The following is a 19,732-nucleotide window of genomic DNA, read 5'->3' as shown; positions in this document are numbered from 1 at the left end:
CAGAAGACAGAACCGACGCCGATCGATGTGACGGCATCCCGCCGCCCCTACACCTCCTGAGTCCGCAGCGCCTCGGCGATGTACTCGGCCTGCCGGATCGCCAGCGCCACGATCGTCAGGGTCGGGTTCGCCGCGGCACCGGTGGTGAACACCGAACCGTCGGAGATGAAGAGGTTCTTCACGTCGTGGGTCCGGCCCCACTTGTCGACGACCCCGTCTTCGGGACGTTCGCTCATCCGTGCGGTGCCGAGGTTGTGCGTCGACGGATAGGGCGGAGTGTGGTGGGAAGTCTGCGCTCCGACCGCCTCGTAGACTCTCTGACCTGCGGCGTAGGCGTGTTCGCGCATCGCCAGGTCATTGGCGTGGTCGTCATAGTGGACGTTCGGCACGGGCAGACCATTCGTGTCCTTGACCGTCGTATTCAGCGTCACCCGGTTACTCTCCTGCGGCATGTCCTCGCCGACGATCCACATTCCCGCGGTGTTGAGGTACCGGTCGAGCAGCGCCGCGAAGTCCGGTCCCCATCCGCCGGGCTCGACGAAGGAGGCCATGAATCCCGGCCCCAGCGAGATCGTCTCCATGTAGTAGCCGCCGGAGAATCCGCGGTCGGGATCATGGATCGACTCGTCGGCGATGACTCCGGCCATCGTCTCCCCGCGATACATGCGCACGGGTTTGTCGAAGTGTCCCCACACGGTGCCGGTCAGGTGGCGCATATAGTTCCGGCCCACGTGTCCGGAGGAGTTCGCCAACCCGTCGGGGAAGGACGGTGTGCCGGAGAGGAGGAGCAGCCTCGGCGTCTCGATCGAATTGCCTGCCACGCACACGATCTTCGCGGCCTGACGGTGGAGGTTCCCGTCCTTGTCGAGGTAGAGCACGGCATCCGCCCGGCCAGCCGCATCGTGGGTGATCTGCACGGCCTGGGACTCGGGCCGCAGATCGAGCAGCCCGGTGTCCGCCGCCCGCGGCAGCTCTCTGACCAGGGTCGACCATTTGGATCTGTTCTTATCGCCCTGGAAGTTGAAGCCGTCCTGGATGGAGGCGGGGCGGCCGTCGTACTCTTCGGCGTTCGTGGCGTACGGACCAGTGGCATAGAACTTGTAGCCGACCTCCTTCGCCCCTCCCGCGAAGACCTTGTAGTTGTTGTTCGCCGGCAGCGGCTTCCGGCCGTGGACATGGGTCGAGCCCATCGCCTTCTCGGCCCGGTCGTAGTACGGGGCCATCTCCTCGAGCGTGATCGGCCAATCGAGGAGGTTGGCGCCGTCGATGCGGCCGTAGACGCTGCGGGCCTTGAATTCGTGGTTCTTGAAACGCGGGGTCGCACCCGACCAGTGGGTCGTCGTTCCGCCCACGGCCTTGACGATCCAGGCCGGCAGATTCGGGAAGTCGCGGGCAATCCGCCACGATCCCGTCGTCGTCCTGGGATCGAGCCAGGCCATCTGGTTGAACGCTTCCCATTCGTTGTTGACGTAGTCCTCGTTGCGCAGATACGGCCCGGCTTCGAGCACGACGACGGGAATGCCCTTCGCGGTGAGCTCGTAGGCCAGGGTTCCCCCGCCGGCGCCGGAGCCGACGATGACGACGGCCTCCTCGTCCGGGTCGATGCTGTATCCGGTCACACTGCGTCCAGCCTCGGCGCTGGCACCGCGTCCTGTATTCTCGGCAGCCATCACTTCTTCACCTCACCCATCTCGACGCTCTGCGGCGCGGGCTGATTGGTCGATTCGTCACCGGCAAAACCGCCGCTGCGGGCACCCATAACACCGTCACCGAGCTCCGGAATCGGTTCGTCCTCGGGATAGACGATGCGCGGTTCGGGCAGCCAGTCGAGGTCGTCGAACCCGCGGTTGATGTAGCCGCCTTTGTCGAACGACGGTCCCTCGTAGCCGAGCGTTTCCCACACCTCGACATCGTCATAGAGGTTGAGCACGGCGGTGCGGCGGACGAAGCCGAAGAACTCGGTGGACTCGACTCGGCGCAGCACCTTGAGGGCGGAATCATCATCGAGTCCGCAGAAGTTCCCATCGGAGAGCTGATCCAACGACAGAAGGCCCTGGATGAGGGCGACCCGGAACCACGTCTCTTCGTCGGCGGCGATGAGGATCTTCTCCGCGGTGCGCACATACGGTCCGTCGGGGAAGTCTGCGTGCGGAAACGCCACGCGCAGCACGCGGATGAGGGTCTGCTTCGCCTCGTCCGTCATCTCCATCGCATTCAGCGATGGGTATTTTGCAGGGAATGCCATCGGATGCTCCTTTGCTCCACTCGGCAGGCGGCATCGACGCACGCCCGCCACTGTCCTGACATGAGCAATCTATGTGACCCGCGACACCATGGACTATCCTCATTCTCACCACATGAAAAAGTCGACCGCCGAGGCGATCGCACAGTCAGGAGACCGCGTGTCCAACAGTGCCGTGATCCAACGAACCTTCTCCGTCCTGGAGGCCGTCGCCGCCTCGGGCTGTGCCGCCGCAAAGACAGTGGCCACCCGCCTCGAGATCCCTCTGCCCACCGTCTATCGGCTCCTCAACGAGCTCGCCGATTCCGGGTATCTCGTCTACCTCAAGGACACCAAACGCTTCGAGCTCGGTCCCAAATGCTTCGAACTCGGGCTGTCGTTCCAGCAGCGCCTCGTCGCTCCGCATCCGATCCGGCAGATCACCGATCAGCTCCACAGGTCGCTGGGCACCGCCGCCTACTTTGCGATCTACCGCGGTTCGGACATCATCCTCACCTACTGCTCCGACTGCGAGAAGCACCCGCGACTGCGGCCTCTGCGCTTCGGTTTCCACGAGGCCGCGCACGCCACCGCTTTCGGCAAGATCCTCCTGGCCGGAATGCCCGAACCGCAGCGCACCGATTATCTCGAGGCGCGCGGAATGCAGGTGCTCACCCCGCAGACGATGATCAGCCGGGAGGCCCTCGACCCCCACCTTGCCGAGGTGGCCACCCGCGGAATCGCATGGGAGCACGAGGAGTTCCTGCCCCGTCAGACCTGCGCGGCCGTGCCGGTGCACAATGGCACGGGAATGCAGGTCGGGGCGATGGCGATCAGCACGCCTTCATCGAAGATGACGGGCCGGGCGAAGCAGCTCGAGTCGACCCTGCGTGAGCATGCTGGCTTGGCGTCGAGCTATCTGCGCGGCGGTTCCGTCACCGTCCCCGTCGTCGAACATGCTTAAACCCCAGCTTTATCGCCACATGAGAAGAGCCGTGTCCTCCGGCTGCCGACTCTGCTGAGAATGATCGTGTTCGCTCACAGTTGAGAACTCAAGGAGGAGAAATGGGCACGAGCAACAGCGTCGCAGTGGTGACGGGGTCGGCACAGGGAATCGGTCAGGGCATCGCCCAGCGGCTCGGTGCCGATGGCCATCATGTCATCGTCGCGGACCTGCCGAGCATGCAGGATGGGGTGGCGGAGACCGTCACAACGATCGAAAGTGCAGGTGGGAGGGCCACCGGTGCCGAGGTAAACGTCACGGACGAGGATTCACTGAGCCGCCTCGTCGAGGTTGCCGTCGATGCGGGAGGAAAACTCGACGTCTTCGTCGCGAACGCCGGAATCGCTCAGGTCGAGCCGCTCATCGACTATTCGAAGGCCGACTTCGAGAAGATCGTCGACGTCAATCTCACCGGCGTCTTCCTGTCGTATCAGGCTGCGGCGAAGCAGATGATCGAGCAGGGCAACGGCGGCAAGATCATCGGCGCCGCCTCGATCGTCGCGTTCCGTCCCTTCGCGCTGCTGTCACCGTATTCGGCGACGAAATGGGCGGTGCGCGGACTGACCCAGGGCGCGGCGATGGAGTGGGCCAAGCACGGCATCACCGTCAACGCCTACGGGCCCGGCATCGTCGGCACCGCGATGTGGGATCTCATCGATGAGAAACTCGCCGCCGAGGAGGGGTTGGCGAAAGGTGAGGCGATCAAGAAATATGCTGGTGACATCCTCATGGGCCGGGTGTCCGTGCCCGAGGACGTCGCGAACCTCGTGTCGTTCCTCGCCAGCGAGGACTCCGATTACATCACCGGACAGACCATGCTCGTCGACGGCGGAATGCAGTTCTCGTAACGTTGTCGCTGAGAGCAGAAACCGACACCGCCACACCCACATCTCCACCCGAGAGAACAACCACAGAGAGAAGGAGGAAGACATGATCTTCATCGTCGTAAAGTTCCCCGTCAAACCCGAAATGGCCGAACAGTGGCCCGAACTGACCCGCGAGTTCACTGAGGCGACCCGTGCCGAACCGGGCAACAAATGGTTCGAATGGTCGCGCAGCCTCGACAACCCGAACGAGTACGTCCTCGTCGAAGTCTTCGACGACGATGCCGCCGAAGCGCATGTGAAGTCCGACCATTTCCAGGCCGCGACCGCCGCGGGCGGGCCGATGCACTCCGCACTGGCAGCGACCCCGAAGATCATCTCCCGTCAGATCGACGGTGATGGTTGGGACGCGATGGGCGAGCTGCAGATCGACTGATCCCCACCGAGGCGCCCGCCCCCTACCGGGGCGCCCTCATTCGCCGAGGATGTCGCGCGGGTCCGCTGATGCGTTCAGCGGACCCGCGCTGCGTTTTCGGTGCCGCACTCACCACCAGCTCGGTGAACCTGCACCAGCTTGGTCCCTGCACCAAGCTGCTGCAGGTTCACCGAGCCAGAGGCTTATTGAGCCTATTCCCGTGCCGCACACCGGTTGATAAGATTGTCTTATGAGCTTCGTCGACGAGTACCGCCACGCGCAACGCTGTGAAGACATTGCGCGACTGCGCCGTGCACTCGCGCTCCGAGCCATGCTCGCCACTGGCATGAGTCAGCGAGAGATCGCGAAAGATCTTGGAATCTCGCAGCCTGCCGTGAGTCAGCAGCTCAAATTCGCCCCCGCTCTTGATCTGGTTCATCCGGAGATCCTCCTGGAAGCCGCTGTTCCGATTCTCACGAAACTAGCCTCAGATCACGGCTATGAGAATTTGGCTGTATTCGGTTCCGCTGCGCGCCGCGAAGCTCGAATGGACTCCGATATCGACTTGATCGTCGACGCTCCCGAAGGCACTTCGTCCTTTGCCTTCATCCGCTTCAAACAACTTATCGAGAAGGTTCTCGGCAGAGAGATCGACTTGATCGACTATGGCGGACTGAAGCCGGGGGTAGACGATGACATCCGTCGAGAAGCGGTGTCGCTGTGATGGATTGCAGAATTGCTAAGGAACTGCTTCACATCGAAGCGTGGCTCGAACGTGTCGATGAAATCGTCGCCCGAGGGAAAGACGCTTATCTCGAAGACCAGTTGCTTCAGGAAGCCGGAGATTCCCTGATGATGAAGCTCGGCGAAGCCGCAAATCGGCTGTCGCGCATGGAAGCGCGTTCGCCAGCGGGAATAGATTGGGCTCTGGCCACCGCCAATCGCAATTTCATCGTCCATCAATACGACGCAATCAATCGCTCCGTCACCTGGCTGACACTGTCCGTCGACCTCGGCGAGTGGAAACAGGCGCTTCAGCCCTCGTTCAGAGCGGCGCAATCGTCACTGCAGACGCCCTCTGAACAGACCGACTGACTCTCGGCACCGGCCAGCTCTCCAGCTTGGTGAACCTGCAATAGCTTGGTCCCTGCACCAAGCTGCTGCAGGTTCACCGAGCCAGAGGCTCACCTCTGCGGCAGGTATGCCTTCTGAGACTCGACCCATTCGTCGAGCACGCTCGCGCGATCGTCGAACTTCGCGGTCGGGAATGCGAGTCCCTTCGTGGGCACGCTGGCTCCGAGTTCGACGAGCAGCGGTCGCAGTGTCGTCTCCACCGCGAGCGTGTGCGCCGGGGATCCGATGGTGAAGACCGGGATCGCGGTCAGCCCGTGCAGACCATTCGCGTCGTACCGGTCGAGGAAGGCTTTGAGCAGCCCGGTGTAGCTGGCCTTGTAGGTCGGGGTGGCGATGACGGCGAAATCGGCGGTGGCCAGACGTTCGGTGAGTGTGTTGAGGCGGTCGGACTTCCACTCGAAGATCTCGTCGGTCACCTCGGCGAGTTCGATGGTTTCGTCGATCTCGGACCCGGTGACCTCGGCGATCTTGGCGGCGAGGTCTTCGGCGACTTGGCGGGTGCGCGAATTGGGGCTCGGGTTGCCGACGACGACGGCGATGCGTGTGGTCATAAGGGGTCCTCTCCCAACGGTTGAGCCGATGAAGGACGGACACTCGCCGCCTTCCATGACAGTCACCCTAACCATGCAGACCAGAGTCCTATTTCTCCACAGTCACAGGGAGTCACAGACGCGTTTCACCGTCACATAGCCACATCGAAGCTCAATTGATCAGATATTAAATAGCCTCAGAGCCGACTTTTGCTCCAGAAGATTCCTATTGACGTATAAACCTCATAGGTTTAAGCTCGATTTTGCCATCAGGAGTTTCCACTCGATCGCCTCGAGTCGCTCCATGGCCGGTGCGCGCAGAGCCGCGCTGCACCGCACATCGCAATGAGAACGGGCTGAAATGAGCACCACCTCTGAGAACCACTATGCGCACCCGGCGGCGCGCATCAGCGGAGCCGTCGATAACCTCCTCGGCTCTGTCGGCTATGACCGTGCAGAATCCCTCGTTGCCGCGAGTGCCACCGAAATAGACCGCTCGTTCACACCACCGTCACCGCCTCACTGGCTCAATCCACCAGGCGCTTCAGTCGATTCCTCAGATGTTCATTGGAACAACACCGTCGACGAGTCCCCGAGAACCGGAATCTTCCGCACATACACAGAGTCCACGGTCACTGGCGCACCTGTACTGACAGATGAACTGTCCGGGTTGAGAATCACCCACAAAGACAATATCGGCATCCGCAACTATCCGATCACTGCTGGCAGCCCGGCCTTGTCGGACACGCGGGCAGAGACCACCTCCCCCATGCTCCGCTCACTCGAAACGGCAGGAGGAGCGATCATCGGGGCCAACCATATGGCGGAATTCGCGCTGAGTCCCACCGGCCACAACCAATGGTTCGGAGACGGCGTCAATCCTCTCAGCGCTTCCTACCTGTCCGGGGGTTCATCGAGTGGCTCGGCAATCTCCGTCGCCACCGGCGCCTGCGATCTCTCTCTGGGTACGGACACCGGAGGTTCCGTACGGCTTCCAGCTTCCTATTGCGGCCTCGTCGGATACAAACCCACCAATGGCCTCTTCTCTCATTCCGGTCTCATCCCGCTTTCCGAGACTCTTGACACTATCGGGTTGCTGGCCTCCGACACCACGATTGTGCAGCAGGCCTTCGAGGTTGTCGTCTCCGACCCCTCGGTCGTCTATATCGAAGCTCGCAGCCGGCTCGAAGCCTGCAATGCCTCAGAATTCTCCGGCTTCGCACACCTGTCCCGGTCTGCCGTCGACAGAGACTGCGACGACGAGGTCACCTCCGCATTCGCTAGTGCACTCGACGTCGTCGAGGAGATCGGACTGAGCAATACCAGTGGATTCGGACGTCTGGACGGAAATGGAGTCGACATCGACGATGCCGAGCTCAATAGAAGGTCCGTCACAGTTGTCAGTGTCGAGGCCGCACGAAACGTCGGCAGCATCCTCGGATGGAACTGGGACCTCCTCGGCGACCAGGTCCTCTCACGCGTGATCCGTGGAACTGCGATTCCCGCGATCGGCTACGCAGATGCTCTCGCCTGCCGTTCGGCCCTGACCTCAGAGTTTCTCGCCACGGCTATGGGAGGTTCGCGGTTCCTCCTCACACCGACGAGTCCGATCCTCGCGCCACAGATGTCGACGTCCAACGCGACAGGTTCCCGTGCTCGCAGCGACTACATGCGAGCCAGCAGGTACACACGCACCATCAACTATCTCGGACTGCCTGCGATCACTGTCCCGTTGCCAACTGCAGGAGGAGGCCTCTCGCCTGCTCTTCAGATCATCGGACGTCCCTACGATGACCGGACTCTGCTCTCAGTCGCAGCGACGATCGCGGAGGCCTGCAGGCAACCACAGAAATGACTGTCCAGAGAATCACCACTATTTCGGAATGAATCCGATGAAAGGCGCGACAAGGATGTCCGTTGACACCACTGCAGAACAGATAGAAATCGGGGCGCGCATGGATGCGCTCACCCCCAACACCGAGCACAGGAAGCTCTTCGCCTACATCGGCGCCGGCGCCATGATCGATGCCTACGACATTTACGTCGCAGCCGGTGTCTCGGCGGCGCTGGTCTCGACCGGCTTCGCTGGCGTCCACGAAATCGCAGTCTTCATGTCGATGACGTTCTTCGGCATGTTGCTGGGAGCAGCAACGGCTGGCTTTGTCGGTGACAAGTTCGGTCGCCGGATGAGCTATCAGATCAATTTGGCCATCTTCGCCGTCGCTGGGTTCGCCGCTGCGCTGGCTCCGAATTTCGAATTCCTCGTCGGAACCCGATTCGTCATGGGCATCGGCCTCGGTGCCGAACTCGTCCTCGCCGCTGCCATCCTCGGCGAGTTCATTCCTCCGCGCAATCGCGGGCGGTGGACTGCAGCGCTCGGCATCCTCGTGAACTCGGGTCTGCTCTTCGCCTCCGCCATCGGCGCATTGGTGATCTCGAATTTCGGATGGCGATGGATGTTCGTCATCGGGGCTGTCCTGGCGGTCATCGTGTGGCTGGCACGGCGGAGATGCCCGGAATCTCCTCGCTGGCTAGTAGTCAGAGGACGGCTGAGCGAGGCCCAGTCGATTGTCGAACGGTTCGAAGCAAAGTCGGCAACGACCTTGGCTAACAATCCGTCCGCATCAATAAGCAACACCGATGCCGATAGCCGTTCCGACGAATCATCGACGTCCAAGCGCCCTTTCTGGCAGCTAGCCATACTCGGAACCGTCCTTGCCGTCGGAGTCAACATGTTCGTCTACGGCTTCATCTCCTGGATGCCGACGTTCTTCGTCGAACAGGGCATCGACGTCTCCCACTCCCTGGCTTATACGACGGCGATGGCACTCGGCGCACCTGGTGGAGGCCTCGTCTGCCTGCTGCTCATCAATAAGCTCAACCGCCGCACGGCAATCGTCGTGTTCTCGATCATCGTCATACCGCTCGGCCTGGCCTATGCGGCCGCGCAGTCGATCCTCATGATCGTCATCATCGGCATCCTGCTCGTTACTGCGATCTACACCCTGGTGACGTTTGTCCTCTACTCCTACATGCCCGAGCTCTATCCGACCCGCTTCCGTCTGCGCGGAACCGGCATCTCATACACCTTCGCTCGCGGCGCGTCGATCGTCGTGCCGTTCGTCATGTCGGGACTGTTCGTGGCATTCGGGATCTTCGGCCCCATCGGCTTCGTCTGCGCTATGGCCGTGTGCATGATCGCCGTCGTCGTTGCGATACCCATCGAAACCCGCGGACGCAGCCTCGAAGAGATCTCCTGATCTCGCCTTTTCCGATGAGACAGCACTCCCCTGACTTTTCAGCCACTGCCCACTAAGAAAGTAGAAACATGACAATCCACGACGCCACCATCGGCCGGTTCTTCGAGGACTACACCGTCGGTGACATCTATCAGCACCCTTTCGGACGCACCATCACCGAGGCAGACAACGTCTGGTTGACCAACCTGACCCTCAATACGAACCAGAACCACTTCAACGAACACTTCGCTTCGCAGAATCCGATCACCGGCGGCAAGATCATCGTCAACTCCGGTCTCACTGTGGCCATGGTGCTCGGCCTGAGCGTGTTCGACATGAGTCAGAACGCGATCTCGAACCTCGCCTTCACGGACATCAACTTCCGCCACCCCGTCTATGTCGGCGACACGCTCTACGCGGAAAGCGTGTGCACCGAGGCTCGTCGGTCGAAGTCCCGTGACTACGCAGGCATCATCTCGATGACGACTCGCGGCCTCAACCAGGACGGCGTCACCGTGGTCAGCTGGAAGCGTTCGGTCATGATCGCCACGAGAGACAGCGGAATCGGCCAAGGGCATTTCCCCGACGCGACGGACTCGGTCAGCGACTACAGCTGAGCACCATGATGAGCACGCCTTTCCCGCAGCCGCGGACTACGCATCAAGACAACACAACGAGCTCAAGAGGAGACAGGATGCAGCCCCTTGAAGACATCCGAATCATCGCTGTCGAACAGTACGGTGCAGGCCCCTGGGGATCCATGCAACTCGCCGATCTGGGCGCCGATGTCATCAAGATCGAAGACCCGAACACCGGCGGCGATATCGGACGTTACGTTCCGCCGTTTCGCGAAGATACCGATTCGCTTTTCTACGAGTCCTTCAACCGAAACAAGCGCAGCATCGCACTGAGCTTGAGTGATGCAGACGATCGTGAGATCTTCGACCGCCTCGTTGCCAGCGCCGACGTCGTCTATTCGAATCTCCGCGGCGATGTTCCGGCCAAACTCGGCATCACCTACGCTGACCTGCAAGAAATCAATCCTCAAATCGTGTGTTGCAACCTGTCAGGTTATGGCGGAGGTTCGGCAGCGAAGCGGCCGGGCTACGACTACATGCTCCAATCTGCAGCCGGATGGATGGACATCACGGGCGAGCCCGACGGACCACCCACGAAATCAGGTCTGTCCCTCGTCGACTTCAGCGGCGGACTCGTCGCCGCAATCTCGATGCTCGCGGCGGTCCATGCCGCCCGTCGAGACGGAGTGGGCACTGACTGCGACCTCAGCCTCTTCGACACGGCGGTGTCGATGCTGACCTACGTGGGCAACTGGCACCTCAACGAGGGATTTGAGCCGCAGCGAACTCCCAAGTCCTCCCACCCGTCACTCGTCCCGTTTCAAGCCTTCGAGACCAGCGACGGTTGGATGACCGTCGGCTGTGCCAAAGAGAAGTTCTATCTCCGCCTCGCCGAGGTGGTCGGAGATGAAAGACTGACCGAAGACAGGTTCTCAAGCTTCGACAATCGGATCGAGCACCGTACAGAGCTCCTCGACATCCTCGACGAAGCGTTCCTCAAGCGCACCGCCGATGAGTGGGTCGAACTGTTGGAGACAGCCGGAGTTCCCGTGGCCAAGGTCAAGAGTGTGGCTGAGGCGCTGCAAGACCCACTGGTCACCGAACGGGGTCTGGTCTTCGACACCGAACACCATCGGTGGGGAACGATCCGCAATATTGCAACGGCACCGCGAGTCGGACCGCCGCTGACGAGAAATCTTGCCGCCCCGACGATCGATGAACACCGCGCCGAGCTCCTGGAAGAGCTCGACACCACCACGAACAGCAAAGGAGCCTGAGAGAATGTTCGAACTCAGCGAAGAACAGAGCGATTTCAAGACATCGCTTCGGACTTTCGTCGACAAGGAGATCATCCCCGTAGCCCGAGAGATGGAGGCAGAGGGTGAATACCCGACTGACATCATTGACAAGCTCAAAGAGATGGGACTGTTCGGGCTGACCATCCCCGAGGAGCACGACGGCCTGAACATCGATCCTGTCTCTTTCGGAATCGTTTTCGAGGAGCTTGCCCGTGGATGGATGGGCATCGCTGGAGTCCTCGGTAGCCACACGATGGCGGCGAAGATGATCGCCGAACACGGCACCGACGAGCAGAAGTCGAAGCATCTCTCCGCCCTCGCTTCGGGAAAGCAGCGCACAGCCCTCGCTCTGACCGAGCCCGATGCCGGGACCGATCTGCAGGGCATCAAGACGACGGCGAAGAAGGTCGGCGACAGGTACATCATCAACGGGGCCAAGATGTGGATCACCAATGCGAGGCATGCCGATCCGTTGCCGGTTCTCGTGAAGACCGATACCGCAACAACACCGGCTCACAAGGGAATGAGCATCCTCCTGGTCAGCGCGGACACCCCCGGTTTCGAAGTCACCAAGGACATCCCGAAGCTCGGCTACAAGGGCCCCGAGAGTTGTGAGATCGTCTTCGACAACTGCGAAGTGAGCGCCGACGCTCTGCTCGGCGGAGTCGAGGGCCGAGGTATGCAGCAGGTACTCTCTGCCCTGCAATGGGGACGAGTGAATATCGCTGGACGTTCCGTCGGCATCGCGCAAAGGGCACTCGAAGAATCAGTCACCTACGCTCAGGAACGCGAATCCTTCGGTCAGCCCATCTCCCATTTCCAAGCGATCCAACTGCGGGTCGGACGGATGGCAACACGCGTGCAGGCGGCGCGTCAGCTGATGTACTGGTCGGCTCAGTCGCTGCTCAAAGGTCGGGCAGACGGAGAGACCGGCATGGCAAAGGTCTTCTGTTCAGAAGTCGCCCTCGAATCCGCAATCGAAGCGATGTCCATCCACGGCGGCTACGGCTATTCCAAGGAGTATGAGATCGAACGGCTGTATCGCGATGCACCTCTGATGAGCATCGGCGAGGGCACCAATGACATCCTCAACACAGTGATCGCCAAGTCGATCTTCTCCGGCCGCACCGCGATTTGATATCAGGAGTTCTCATGACCAGCATCTCAGAATCAATTGCCTCATCAGTTGCTTCGATCAGCCTCGATGACATTCCGTCAGACGTACAGTCGCGTGCCCGCCACCTTCTGCTCGACTCCGTCGGTGTCGCCCTTGCCGCCAGCAATCAGGAATTCGCAGCAGTCACTTTGGCCGGACTCGCGGAGCTCAACCCCGGTGAGACACCGGTCATCGGCAGCTCGACCACGCTCTCGAAGACCGGAGCAGCGATCGCCAACGGTCTGATGATCCACGGCCATGACTTCGACGACACGCACATAGCGGCCGTATCGCACGTCAGCGCTTCCTCTCTTGCTGCTGTCATCAGCGCCAGCGCCACTGACGAATCGATCAGCTTCGGCGACCTGCTGCTCAGCTACATTCTCGCCATCGAGGTGAACTCTCGTCTGGGAATGGCCGTTGACGGACGGTTCCACGACAAAGGATTCCACCCCACGGGCATCCTCGGGGCGTTCGGATCGGCAGTCGGTGTCGGCGTCTTACGCGGACTTCCTATCGACAAACTCGTTGACGCTCAGGGCATCGTCGGTTCGTTCTCCTCCGGCCTCCTCCAGTTCCTCGATGAGGGAGCTCCGACAAAACGGCTGCACCCAGGTTGGGCGGCCAACGCAGGTCTCCATGCCGTCTCGCTCGCCGCTGCCGGATACACGGGCCCGACGGAAATCTACGAAGGCCGATTCGGTCTTTATCGAACTCACATCCAGGACGAAAGCGTCCCGGGGCTCGGAGCGTTCGAGAACCTCGGTGAGTCGTGGGAAGTGGCGAATGTTGCCGTCAAACCGTTCCCCACGTGCCACTTCACCCATTCGTTCATCGATATCGCGTTGCGTCTCCGGCAGGAACCGAACTTCGACTTCGACCGAATCACATCGATCTCGGCGAAGATCCACGATGTACCAGGCGCGGTGGTCTGCAAACCGGCCGCGGACAAGCTGCGTCCCCGCAGCGAGTACGATGCCAAGTTCAGCCTGCCCTATCTCACAGCTGCTGCTCTGCGGCATGGGCAGATCACGTTCTCGGAACTCGACGAAAAGGCTCGCACCGATGAGTCGGTTCTCAGTGTAGCTGCACAGATGGACGTCGAACACGACCCAGAGAGCCTCTATCCGAAGGCCTTCTCAGGAGACCTGGCTATTACGCTCGACGACGGCACTGCTTTCCACGAGGCGGAGCAGATCAATCGTGGTCACGAATCCCGTCCGTTGACCAACGCCGAGGTAGCTGAGAAGTTCTCCATGTGCGCTGCCCCGGTCGTCGGCTCCGCGCGGGCAGCGGAGATCGCAGCAATCGTGACAGATGCTCCAGTCGACCGACCAGCCGCCGCTGTCATCGGAGGTTTCTGTGGTTGACGTCGGATCCGGGCCAGGGAACGTCAACACTACGAACATGCCGAAAACAGACCTGTCTGGCCCCGGATGGCTGTTCGTCCCGGCAGACCGGCCCGAGCGCTTCGCGAAAGCCGCTGCTGTCAGCGACCAGATGGTCATCGACCTCGAAGACGGAGTTCGCGAAGCAGATAAGGAGACAGCCCGAAGCCTGCTGCGGCGATCCGAGTTCGTTCCGACACGGGCCTGCCTGCGCATCAACGGCTTGTCTACTGCTCATTCCGAACGAGACATCGAGCTCGCACGGGAGTTGGGTTTCGGTTCCGTCATGGTTCCGATGGCAGAATCACATCAGCCCTTCACTCAGCTAGCTGGCTTCAGCGTCGTCGCCCTCGTCGAGACGGCTCGCGGGGTCGTCGAATCCGATCGCATCGCGGCTCACCCCAACGTCGATGCTTTGGCCTTGGGAACGGCAGATCTGCAATTGGATCTGGGAGCGCGCGACACAAAAGGGACCGCCGGTGTGTTCGAGGACCTGCTCGCATTCGCCCGGGCGACACTGCTCTTCGCAGGTCGCGCTCACCACGTTCCCGTCATCGACTCGGTGCATGCCACTGTGGCCGACGATGCGGGGCTGCGACGTGCCGCCGCAATAGCGTCAGCGTACGGAATGGACGGCAAACTGGCGATCCACCCGAAACAGATCGAAATCATTCGCGGCGAGTTCGCCCCCAGCGAGTCAGAGGTGGCTTGGGCAGCGACTGTGGTCTCCGAAGCTGAATCCCGAGCTGCAGGTGCGTTCGTCCTCGATGGCGAGCTCGTCGACGAAGTCATCATCCGCAGGGCGGAAAGTGTTCTCGCCAGGGCCCACTGACCTGAGTACCCGGCGGCACCTCGATCCGACACGGATGTGCGCGAGCCAAGCACTCTGTGGACGGCTATCGCACTACCATGGCATCACAGGCGATCGTCTTCGGCTGCAGACGACCGACTCGACGAGCCTGACAAGGAGAGTGGACAGAATGCCCCAGTGCGCCCGCCTCAACCGAATGACGGTCAGGACTTCAGATGGTTGAGTCGAAAACCGCCTACGCCGTCGTTGCTGAGAAGATCCGTCGAAACATCCTCGACGGGACCTTTGCTCCCGGCTCTCGCCTGCCCTCGGATGCCGATCTGCGCGAGACCTACGCTGTCGGACAGAGCACCATTCGCGAAGCACTGCGTACCCTGTCGAGCGAGCATCTGGTCAAGAGCGTTCGCGGCGTCAACGGGGGCACATTCGTCACGATTCCGACGGTCGGTCATTTGGGTTCGCAGTTGGAAGTCGGAGTCACGCTCCTGGCGACCTCCGACTCGATCTCAATCGACGATCTCATGGAGATCCGACACGTCACCGAAGTGCCGGCAGCCGGCTATGCCGCCTCGAGGCGAACCGACGACGACCTGGAAAAGCTGCGAAACTCGGATCCGAGTCTGCGCAGCGAAGAATCATCGTTTTCCAGCCATTCGACCTTTCATCAGCAGATCGTCGAGGCGGCGCACAACCCCTTGCTCGAAGTCGTGACGATCCCTCTGTTCAATGCACTGCAGAACATCGTCGGCGAAGCGAATGCTGCTGCAAACATCGGCACCAGCGTGAGCCACGATCATTCGGCGCTCTTCGACGCGATCGTCCGACGTGACTCCATGGCCGCGATGTCACTCATGCGCCAGCATCTGGATTCCGTCTCTGAGTACTACCGCAGTCGCGGTCTCTGATTCGGTACTAGTGAGGGCCCTCCTACAAGAAGAGGGCCCTCACTAGTGCTGAGCATTACGCAGATCAATTCTCGGCGTTTCGAACTTGAGAATCTCGAGACCTCAGTGCCGACGTTGCCGCATCGTCGACGACCCACCGTTCAGTATCGATGACGACACCATAATCACGAGCAGCCTCTTCCGAGGTCAGATACTCATCCCATACATCATGGAGAACCGCAAAGGGGTCTCTCCTGAAAGGGTCGCCGAATCCGCCTCCTGAGGGCATCCGGATCTCCAAGGTGTCTCCTGCGTAAACGATCTCCTGAGTGACCTTCGAATGGAGCACCTCTTCTCGTGCCGTTCCAGGATTGCGAACGAAAGACCCGGAGACTCCGTCCGCGCCGCCCAACACACCCGCGGGCGGATCGCTTCGATTGTCGGCCTCGGACCCGAGGAAGGTGTCTGTCATCATCAGCCAGCGGCGGACACTGCCAATGCCGCCTCTCCATTGTCCTGGTGCCGGAGATTCATCGCGCAGCTCGTATCGTTCGGCGCGCATGGAGTGGTTGAGTTCGAGTTCCTCAATCGGGTTGTTTCTCGTATTCGCCATCAGCGCGTCGACGGCGTCGAGCCCATCTCGGCCATTGCGACCACCGTACGAACCTTCATTGATCTCGATGTACACCCAGTAGCTCTCTCCATCTTCCGCAACTCCCGAATATGCGATGGCGCAGAGCGCGGACGATGAACCGGCAACCGCCTGGTCCGGCAGAATCGGTGCCAACGCCAAGTTGATCGAGTCGAAGACACGATTGACCTGTGAGAATCGAGCAAAGCACGAAGCAGGGAAGTCTGGGTTGAATATTGTTCCCTCGGGGGCATAGGCCCGGACCGGACGGAAGCAGCCGTCGTTTTGAGGGACGTATTCCGGAGTCGTCTCCTCGTCGAGCAATATCGTTCGGATGGCGCTCACCGCAACCGGCAACACCGAGCCTTCGAAGGGAACGTTGAATGCTGTAGGAACCTGGTCGTTCGAACCGGTGAGATCGATAAGCACTTCGTCGTCTTCGATGTCGACTCGGACCTCCACCTTCAATGGGACTCCGCGGTTCTTCCCATCATCGTCGAGGTAGCCGATCGGTGCTTCATAGCTGCCGTTCGGCAATTCGCGAATCCGGCTCCGGAGCATGTTCTCCGAATAGTCCATCCAGGCTTCGCTCGCGCTCATCACAGTATCGAGGCCATACGTCTCGAGGAGTTCGACGAATCTCTTTTCCCCGATACGAGCGCATGACACGAGCGCCTCGAGGTCGCCGCGGTTCTGCTCCGGCGTTCTGACGTTGTCGAGGATGTGCTGAATGAGCATGTCGTTGCGCACGCCCGCATCGTAGATCTTCATCGAGTCCATCAGCTTGCCCTCTGCCCAGACGTCGACAACGTCCATGCACAGTCCCGGGAAATTACCGCCAATGTCCGATACGTGCCCTGTGCATCCGGCGAAACCGATGTGTTCGTCGTTCCAGAAAATGGGAATGATGATTCCGTAATCAGGCGAGTGAGCTGCACCGTGGTACGGATGGTTATGGAGAATCACATCTCCGGGACGGTAGGTTCCTGCAAGCCGTCGATTCACTCCCTTGATATAGGCAGGGATCGACCCACAGTGCATCGGTGTCGAGTCCGATTCGCAGAGTTCCCGTCCATAGACATCGAAGATTCCAGCTCCCAAGTCCTCTGATTCTCGGATGAGACTCGAATACGCCATCCGGTAGAGAACCTGGGCCATCTCCTTCGCCATGGAATCGAGGGCGCCTCCGATCACACGCAGGGTGATTGGGTCGACCTCGACCGGGTTCCACGTGCGATGAGGAACCTCAGGAGCCAGCGAGACACCTGTCTTCGGCATTGTCGTTTCACTCATTGTGCGTACCTTTCGATGATGATGTGTCCGAGGTCATCAACTGTGGCCCGTTGCCCGATTCCAATGACAGTTGTCGAATCGAATTGTTCGACAATGGCCGGTCCTTCGAATACGTTGCCCGAACAAAGAAGCTCTCGGGAATAGACGTCTGTATCGACCCATTCCGGATCGCCCGCGTCATCCGTCCACATCAGAGTCTGTGTCGTCGCCACCTTCGCAGGAGAGGAGTCGGCATCGCCAACATCGATCTTCGGAAGCCTGATCTGAGGCACCATTCCAATACCGGTCATCCGCACATTGACCAATTGAACCGGCTTGTCGTCAAACCGTTGTGAGTACATACGCCCGTGTTGCTCGTGGAAGGCTTGAGCGACCCGTTCCACCCAGTCGGCATCGATCTCACCGCTCGGTGCCTGAACTCGCAGTTCGTAGCCTTGCCCGACGTACCTGCAGTCAACGCTGCACTCAACGTCAATGTGCTCATCAGGGATTCCGTCGCCTTTGAGCTGCGCGACGGCTTGGTCGGTCAGGCGAGCGACTTCGCGCGCAAGCAGGTCGATGTCTGCCTCATCCGACGAAGTCCACACCGTGGTCGGAACTTCGTAGCGGATATCGGTGGCCAGGAGGCCCACCGCTGAAGTGATCCCAGGGTGCGTTGGCACAATGATCCGCGGAATATCGAGTTGCTTTGCGATATGCCATGCGAAGAGCGGACCGGCGCCGCCTTCGGCGACCAGGGAGAAGTCTCGTGGATCGTAGCCCTTGCGGACCGAGTGCAGACTGATCGCTTCGGTCATCGAATGCGCGAGCACCGTGAAGATGCCCATAGCCGCCTTCTCGATGCTCTGGCCCAAGGGTTCAGCGATTTGTTTCCTCACTGCCTCTTCTGCGAGCTGCGGTCGGACTTCCATGGTTCCCGAGAGGAAGCTTTTCTCACGCAACCATCCGAGGACCACCATGGCATCAGTCGAGGTGGGTTCAGTGCCACCACGGCCGAAACACGCGGGCCCCGGCACCGCACCGGCGCTGCGTGGGCCGACACGGAACATGCCTCCTTCGTCGATCGATGCGATCGAGCCACCGCCTGCCCCGATGGTGTCGACTTCAGCCATGGGAACCATTGCGTGGTAGTCGCCGATACGGGTATCGAGCAAGTGTTTCATCCGCAGACGTCCGTCGGGTGCGACTCCGACGTCGGCCGAAGTGCCACCCACATCAAGCGTGATTACGCTCGGATAGCCGGAGGCCGCTCCGATTGCGCAGCCTCCGATGAGCCCGGCGACGACACCACTCGTCAGGAGCGAAACCGGGGTTTGGCGAGCGCTCCTGGCAGTGACGAGTCCGCCAGCGGAGGTCATGAGGTGGACGTCGTCGCTCACGCCCGCGGCACTCGCCTCGTCGACGAGTTTCGAGATGTAGTTCGATGTCTTCGGTCCGACGAAGGCGTTGAGGGCGGTCGTCGAGAATCGCTCGTACTCTCGATACTGGCTGGCAACTCCGCTGGACAGCGAGATGAACGCCTCTGGGAACTCTTCCTCTACGATTTCGCGTGCCCGTTGTTCGTGGGCGGGATTCTTGTAGGCGTGCAGGAACGCGATGGCCACCCCAGCAACTCCACGCTCCCGCAGGAGCCGCGCTTCCTGTCGAACGGCGTCTTCGTCCAGCGAGGTGAGAACGGCTCCGGACGCATCTATGCGTTCGGGCACTGTCCGCCTGTTTCGGCGAGGAACCAATTGCCATTTCTGCCAAGGCAGCTCCTGATAGTTCGAATAGTTCAGAGGACGCTTCTTCCGCGCAATGTGGAGGAGATCCCTGAACCCTTCAGTCGTGATCAGTCCAACATCGTCACCGTTGTGCTCGAGGACGATGTTGGTCGCCACAGTCGTCCCGTGGAAGAACATGTCGATGCTTTCGAGGTCGATCTCCGCTTTGACCGCCAGCGCAGAGATCCCCTTCATCGTGCCGACTGACGGGTCCTCATTGGTCGAAGGTGTCTTATGTACTGTGGTTGTGCCGTCGTCGTCCCATAGGACCAGGTCGGTGAAGGTTCCGCCGACGTCAACTCCAAGTCGTCTCATGGAAGTCCAATCAATGTGTAGGAGGATTTCAGTGATGGCTGACACTGCTCTGTGCGCACCACTGAAGCGAATATACATCAGATATATAGAGGCCGCTAGACCCAATTTCCGACAACATTTCCGGGAAATCACGAGAATACTTACATAAATACCTGATGTTTAAGCGATCGGGATACCCTTCTATACCGGATCCAGTTCCCCTCCGTTCGACACCGAGGCGGCACCACTGCGCGGCGTCGACGAGTGGCT

General features: G+C 60.5%; 18 protein-coding genes. 13 read left to right on the top strand and 5 right to left on the bottom strand.

Annotated features, from left to right (window positions below; all coding sequences use genetic code 11):
• Positions 1-47 precede the first annotated feature (47 nt).
• Together SB749_RS06055 and SB749_RS06050 are read right to left on the bottom strand one after the other, a co-directional pair.
• Complete coding sequence (locus tag SB749_RS06055) at positions 48-1,670, bottom strand: GMC family oxidoreductase (RefSeq protein ID WP_410709530.1); 1,623 nt, start codon at positions 1,668-1,670, stop codon at positions 48-50.
• Positions 1,670-2,245 (bottom strand): hypothetical protein, encoded by a 576-nt coding sequence (locus SB749_RS06050; RefSeq protein WP_410709529.1) that lies wholly within the window; start codon positions 2,243-2,245, stop codon positions 1,670-1,672. Before SB749_RS06050 ends, SB749_RS06055 begins: the two co-directional genes overlap by 1 nt.
• A 112-nt stretch (positions 2,246-2,357) precedes the next feature.
• Here SB749_RS06050 and SB749_RS06045 point away from each other — a divergent pair, with 112 nt between their 5' ends.
• The 5 genes from SB749_RS06045 (at position 2,358) to SB749_RS06025 (ending at position 5,558) form a co-directional block, all read left to right on the top strand.
• Positions 2,358-3,185: an IclR family transcriptional regulator gene (locus tag SB749_RS06045; RefSeq protein WP_410709528.1), complete on the top strand. Its 828-nt coding sequence runs from the start codon at positions 2,358-2,360 to the stop codon at positions 3,183-3,185.
• A 101-nt stretch (positions 3,186-3,286) separates the two neighbouring features.
• Positions 3,287-4,072, top strand: coding sequence for an SDR family oxidoreductase (locus tag SB749_RS06040; RefSeq protein ID WP_410709527.1), 786 nt, complete (start codon positions 3,287-3,289; stop codon positions 4,070-4,072).
• 82 nt (positions 4,073-4,154) lie between these two features.
• A complete protein-coding gene (locus SB749_RS06035) occupies positions 4,155-4,484 on the top strand; it encodes a putative quinol monooxygenase (RefSeq protein ID WP_410709526.1) in 330 nt (109 codons plus the stop codon).
• A 229-nt stretch (positions 4,485-4,713) separates the two neighbouring features.
• Positions 4,714-5,187, top strand: coding sequence for a nucleotidyltransferase domain-containing protein (locus SB749_RS06030; protein WP_410709525.1), 474 nt, complete (start codon positions 4,714-4,716; stop codon positions 5,185-5,187).
• On the top strand, positions 5,187-5,558 hold the full coding sequence (locus tag SB749_RS06025) for a DUF86 domain-containing protein (RefSeq protein ID WP_410709524.1): 372 nt from the start codon (positions 5,187-5,189) through the stop codon (positions 5,556-5,558). The genes SB749_RS06030 and SB749_RS06025 overlap by 1 nt, the downstream gene beginning before the upstream one ends.
• Before the next feature lie 89 nt (positions 5,559-5,647).
• Here the strand turns inward: SB749_RS06025 and SB749_RS06020 are convergent, their stop codons facing one another.
• The gene (locus SB749_RS06020; RefSeq protein ID WP_410709523.1) at positions 5,648-6,148 is read right to left on the bottom strand and encodes an NADPH-dependent FMN reductase; all 501 of its coding nucleotides are present in this window, start codon (positions 6,146-6,148) and stop codon (positions 5,648-5,650) included.
• 340 nt (positions 6,149-6,488) lie between these two features.
• Between SB749_RS06020 and SB749_RS06015 the strand changes: the two genes are divergently transcribed.
• The 8 genes from SB749_RS06015 to SB749_RS05980 all read left to right on the top strand — a co-directional run bounded on the left by SB749_RS06015 (position 6,489) and on the right by SB749_RS05980 (position 15,502).
• Positions 6,489-7,982 (top strand): amidase, encoded by a 1,494-nt coding sequence (locus SB749_RS06015; RefSeq protein ID WP_410709522.1) that lies wholly within the window; start codon positions 6,489-6,491, stop codon positions 7,980-7,982.
• A gap of 55 nt (positions 7,983-8,037) precedes the next feature.
• Positions 8,038-9,387: an MFS transporter gene (locus SB749_RS06010; protein WP_410709521.1), complete on the top strand. Its 1,350-nt coding sequence runs from the start codon at positions 8,038-8,040 to the stop codon at positions 9,385-9,387.
• A gap of 68 nt (positions 9,388-9,455) precedes the next feature.
• On the top strand, positions 9,456-9,983 hold the full coding sequence (locus SB749_RS06005; RefSeq protein ID WP_410709520.1) for a MaoC family dehydratase: 528 nt from the start codon (positions 9,456-9,458) through the stop codon (positions 9,981-9,983).
• 77 nt (positions 9,984-10,060) lie between these two features.
• Complete coding sequence (locus SB749_RS06000) at positions 10,061-11,221, top strand: CaiB/BaiF CoA transferase family protein (RefSeq protein WP_410709519.1); 1,161 nt, start codon at positions 10,061-10,063, stop codon at positions 11,219-11,221.
• A 4-nt stretch (positions 11,222-11,225) separates the two neighbouring features.
• Positions 11,226-12,380 (top strand): acyl-CoA dehydrogenase family protein, encoded by a 1,155-nt coding sequence (locus SB749_RS05995; RefSeq protein ID WP_410709518.1) that lies wholly within the window; start codon positions 11,226-11,228, stop codon positions 12,378-12,380.
• Between the two features lie 14 nt (positions 12,381-12,394).
• Positions 12,395-13,768, top strand: coding sequence for an MmgE/PrpD family protein (locus SB749_RS05990; protein WP_410709517.1), 1,374 nt, complete (start codon positions 12,395-12,397; stop codon positions 13,766-13,768).
• Between the two features lie 37 nt (positions 13,769-13,805).
• Positions 13,806-14,618: an HpcH/HpaI aldolase/citrate lyase family protein gene (locus tag SB749_RS05985; protein ID WP_410709516.1), complete on the top strand. Its 813-nt coding sequence runs from the start codon at positions 13,806-13,808 to the stop codon at positions 14,616-14,618.
• A gap of 194 nt (positions 14,619-14,812) precedes the next feature.
• On the top strand, positions 14,813-15,502 hold the full coding sequence (locus SB749_RS05980) for a FadR/GntR family transcriptional regulator (RefSeq protein ID WP_410709515.1): 690 nt from the start codon (positions 14,813-14,815) through the stop codon (positions 15,500-15,502).
• 64 nt (positions 15,503-15,566) lie between these two features.
• Here the strand turns inward: SB749_RS05980 and SB749_RS05975 are convergent, their stop codons facing one another.
• On the bottom strand, positions 15,567-17,405 hold the full coding sequence (locus SB749_RS05975; RefSeq protein WP_410709514.1) for a hydantoinase B/oxoprolinase family protein: 1,839 nt from the start codon (positions 17,403-17,405) through the stop codon (positions 15,567-15,569).
• Positions 17,402-19,483: a hydantoinase/oxoprolinase family protein gene (locus tag SB749_RS05970; protein ID WP_410709513.1), complete on the bottom strand. Its 2,082-nt coding sequence runs from the start codon at positions 19,481-19,483 to the stop codon at positions 17,402-17,404. The genes SB749_RS05975 and SB749_RS05970 overlap by 4 nt, the downstream gene beginning before the upstream one ends.
• Between the last annotated feature and the right edge of the window lie 249 nt (positions 19,484-19,732).

The organism is Brevibacterium sp. SIMBA_078 (assembly GCF_046534565.1).
In the GTDB taxonomy this organism is placed as follows: Bacteria; Actinomycetota; Actinomycetes; order Actinomycetales; family Brevibacteriaceae; genus Brevibacterium.
The sequence above is the reverse complement of the archived record's forward strand: the minus strand, read 5'-3'. Positions and strand labels throughout refer to the sequence as shown.

What these genes read in the sequence shown, in the direction of transcription:
- SB749_RS06055 (WP_410709530.1), bottom strand. Translation starts at nt 1,670, where the DNA reads ATGGCTGCCGAGAATACAGGACGCGGTGCCAGCGCCGAGGCTGGACGC.
- SB749_RS06050 (WP_410709529.1), bottom strand. Translation starts at nt 2,245, where the DNA reads ATGGCATTCCCTGCAAAATACCCATCGCTGAATGCGATGGAGATGACG.
- SB749_RS06045 (WP_410709528.1), top strand. Translation starts at nt 2,358, where the DNA reads ATGAAAAAGTCGACCGCCGAGGCGATCGCACAGTCAGGAGACCGCGTG.
- SB749_RS06040 (WP_410709527.1), top strand. Translation starts at nt 3,287, where the DNA reads ATGGGCACGAGCAACAGCGTCGCAGTGGTGACGGGGTCGGCACAGGGA.
- SB749_RS06035 (WP_410709526.1), top strand. Translation starts at nt 4,155, where the DNA reads ATGATCTTCATCGTCGTAAAGTTCCCCGTCAAACCCGAAATGGCCGAA.
- SB749_RS06030 (WP_410709525.1), top strand. Translation starts at nt 4,714, where the DNA reads ATGAGCTTCGTCGACGAGTACCGCCACGCGCAACGCTGTGAAGACATT.
- SB749_RS06025 (WP_410709524.1), top strand. Translation starts at nt 5,187, where the DNA reads ATGGATTGCAGAATTGCTAAGGAACTGCTTCACATCGAAGCGTGGCTC.
- SB749_RS06020 (WP_410709523.1), bottom strand. Translation starts at nt 6,148, where the DNA reads ATGACCACACGCATCGCCGTCGTCGTCGGCAACCCGAGCCCCAATTCG.
- SB749_RS06015 (WP_410709522.1), top strand. Translation starts at nt 6,489, where the DNA reads ATGAGCACCACCTCTGAGAACCACTATGCGCACCCGGCGGCGCGCATC.
- SB749_RS06010 (WP_410709521.1), top strand. Translation starts at nt 8,038, where the DNA reads ATGTCCGTTGACACCACTGCAGAACAGATAGAAATCGGGGCGCGCATG.
- SB749_RS06005 (WP_410709520.1), top strand. Translation starts at nt 9,456, where the DNA reads ATGACAATCCACGACGCCACCATCGGCCGGTTCTTCGAGGACTACACC.
- SB749_RS06000 (WP_410709519.1), top strand. Translation starts at nt 10,061, where the DNA reads ATGCAGCCCCTTGAAGACATCCGAATCATCGCTGTCGAACAGTACGGT.
- SB749_RS05995 (WP_410709518.1), top strand. Translation starts at nt 11,226, where the DNA reads ATGTTCGAACTCAGCGAAGAACAGAGCGATTTCAAGACATCGCTTCGG.
- SB749_RS05990 (WP_410709517.1), top strand. Translation starts at nt 12,395, where the DNA reads ATGACCAGCATCTCAGAATCAATTGCCTCATCAGTTGCTTCGATCAGC.
- SB749_RS05985 (WP_410709516.1), top strand. Translation starts at nt 13,806, where the DNA reads ATGCCGAAAACAGACCTGTCTGGCCCCGGATGGCTGTTCGTCCCGGCA.
- SB749_RS05980 (WP_410709515.1), top strand. Translation starts at nt 14,813, where the DNA reads ATGGTTGAGTCGAAAACCGCCTACGCCGTCGTTGCTGAGAAGATCCGT.
- SB749_RS05975 (WP_410709514.1), bottom strand. Translation starts at nt 17,405, where the DNA reads ATGAGTGAAACGACAATGCCGAAGACAGGTGTCTCGCTGGCTCCTGAG.
- SB749_RS05970 (WP_410709513.1), bottom strand. Translation starts at nt 19,483, where the DNA reads ATGAGACGACTTGGAGTTGACGTCGGCGGAACCTTCACCGACCTGGTC.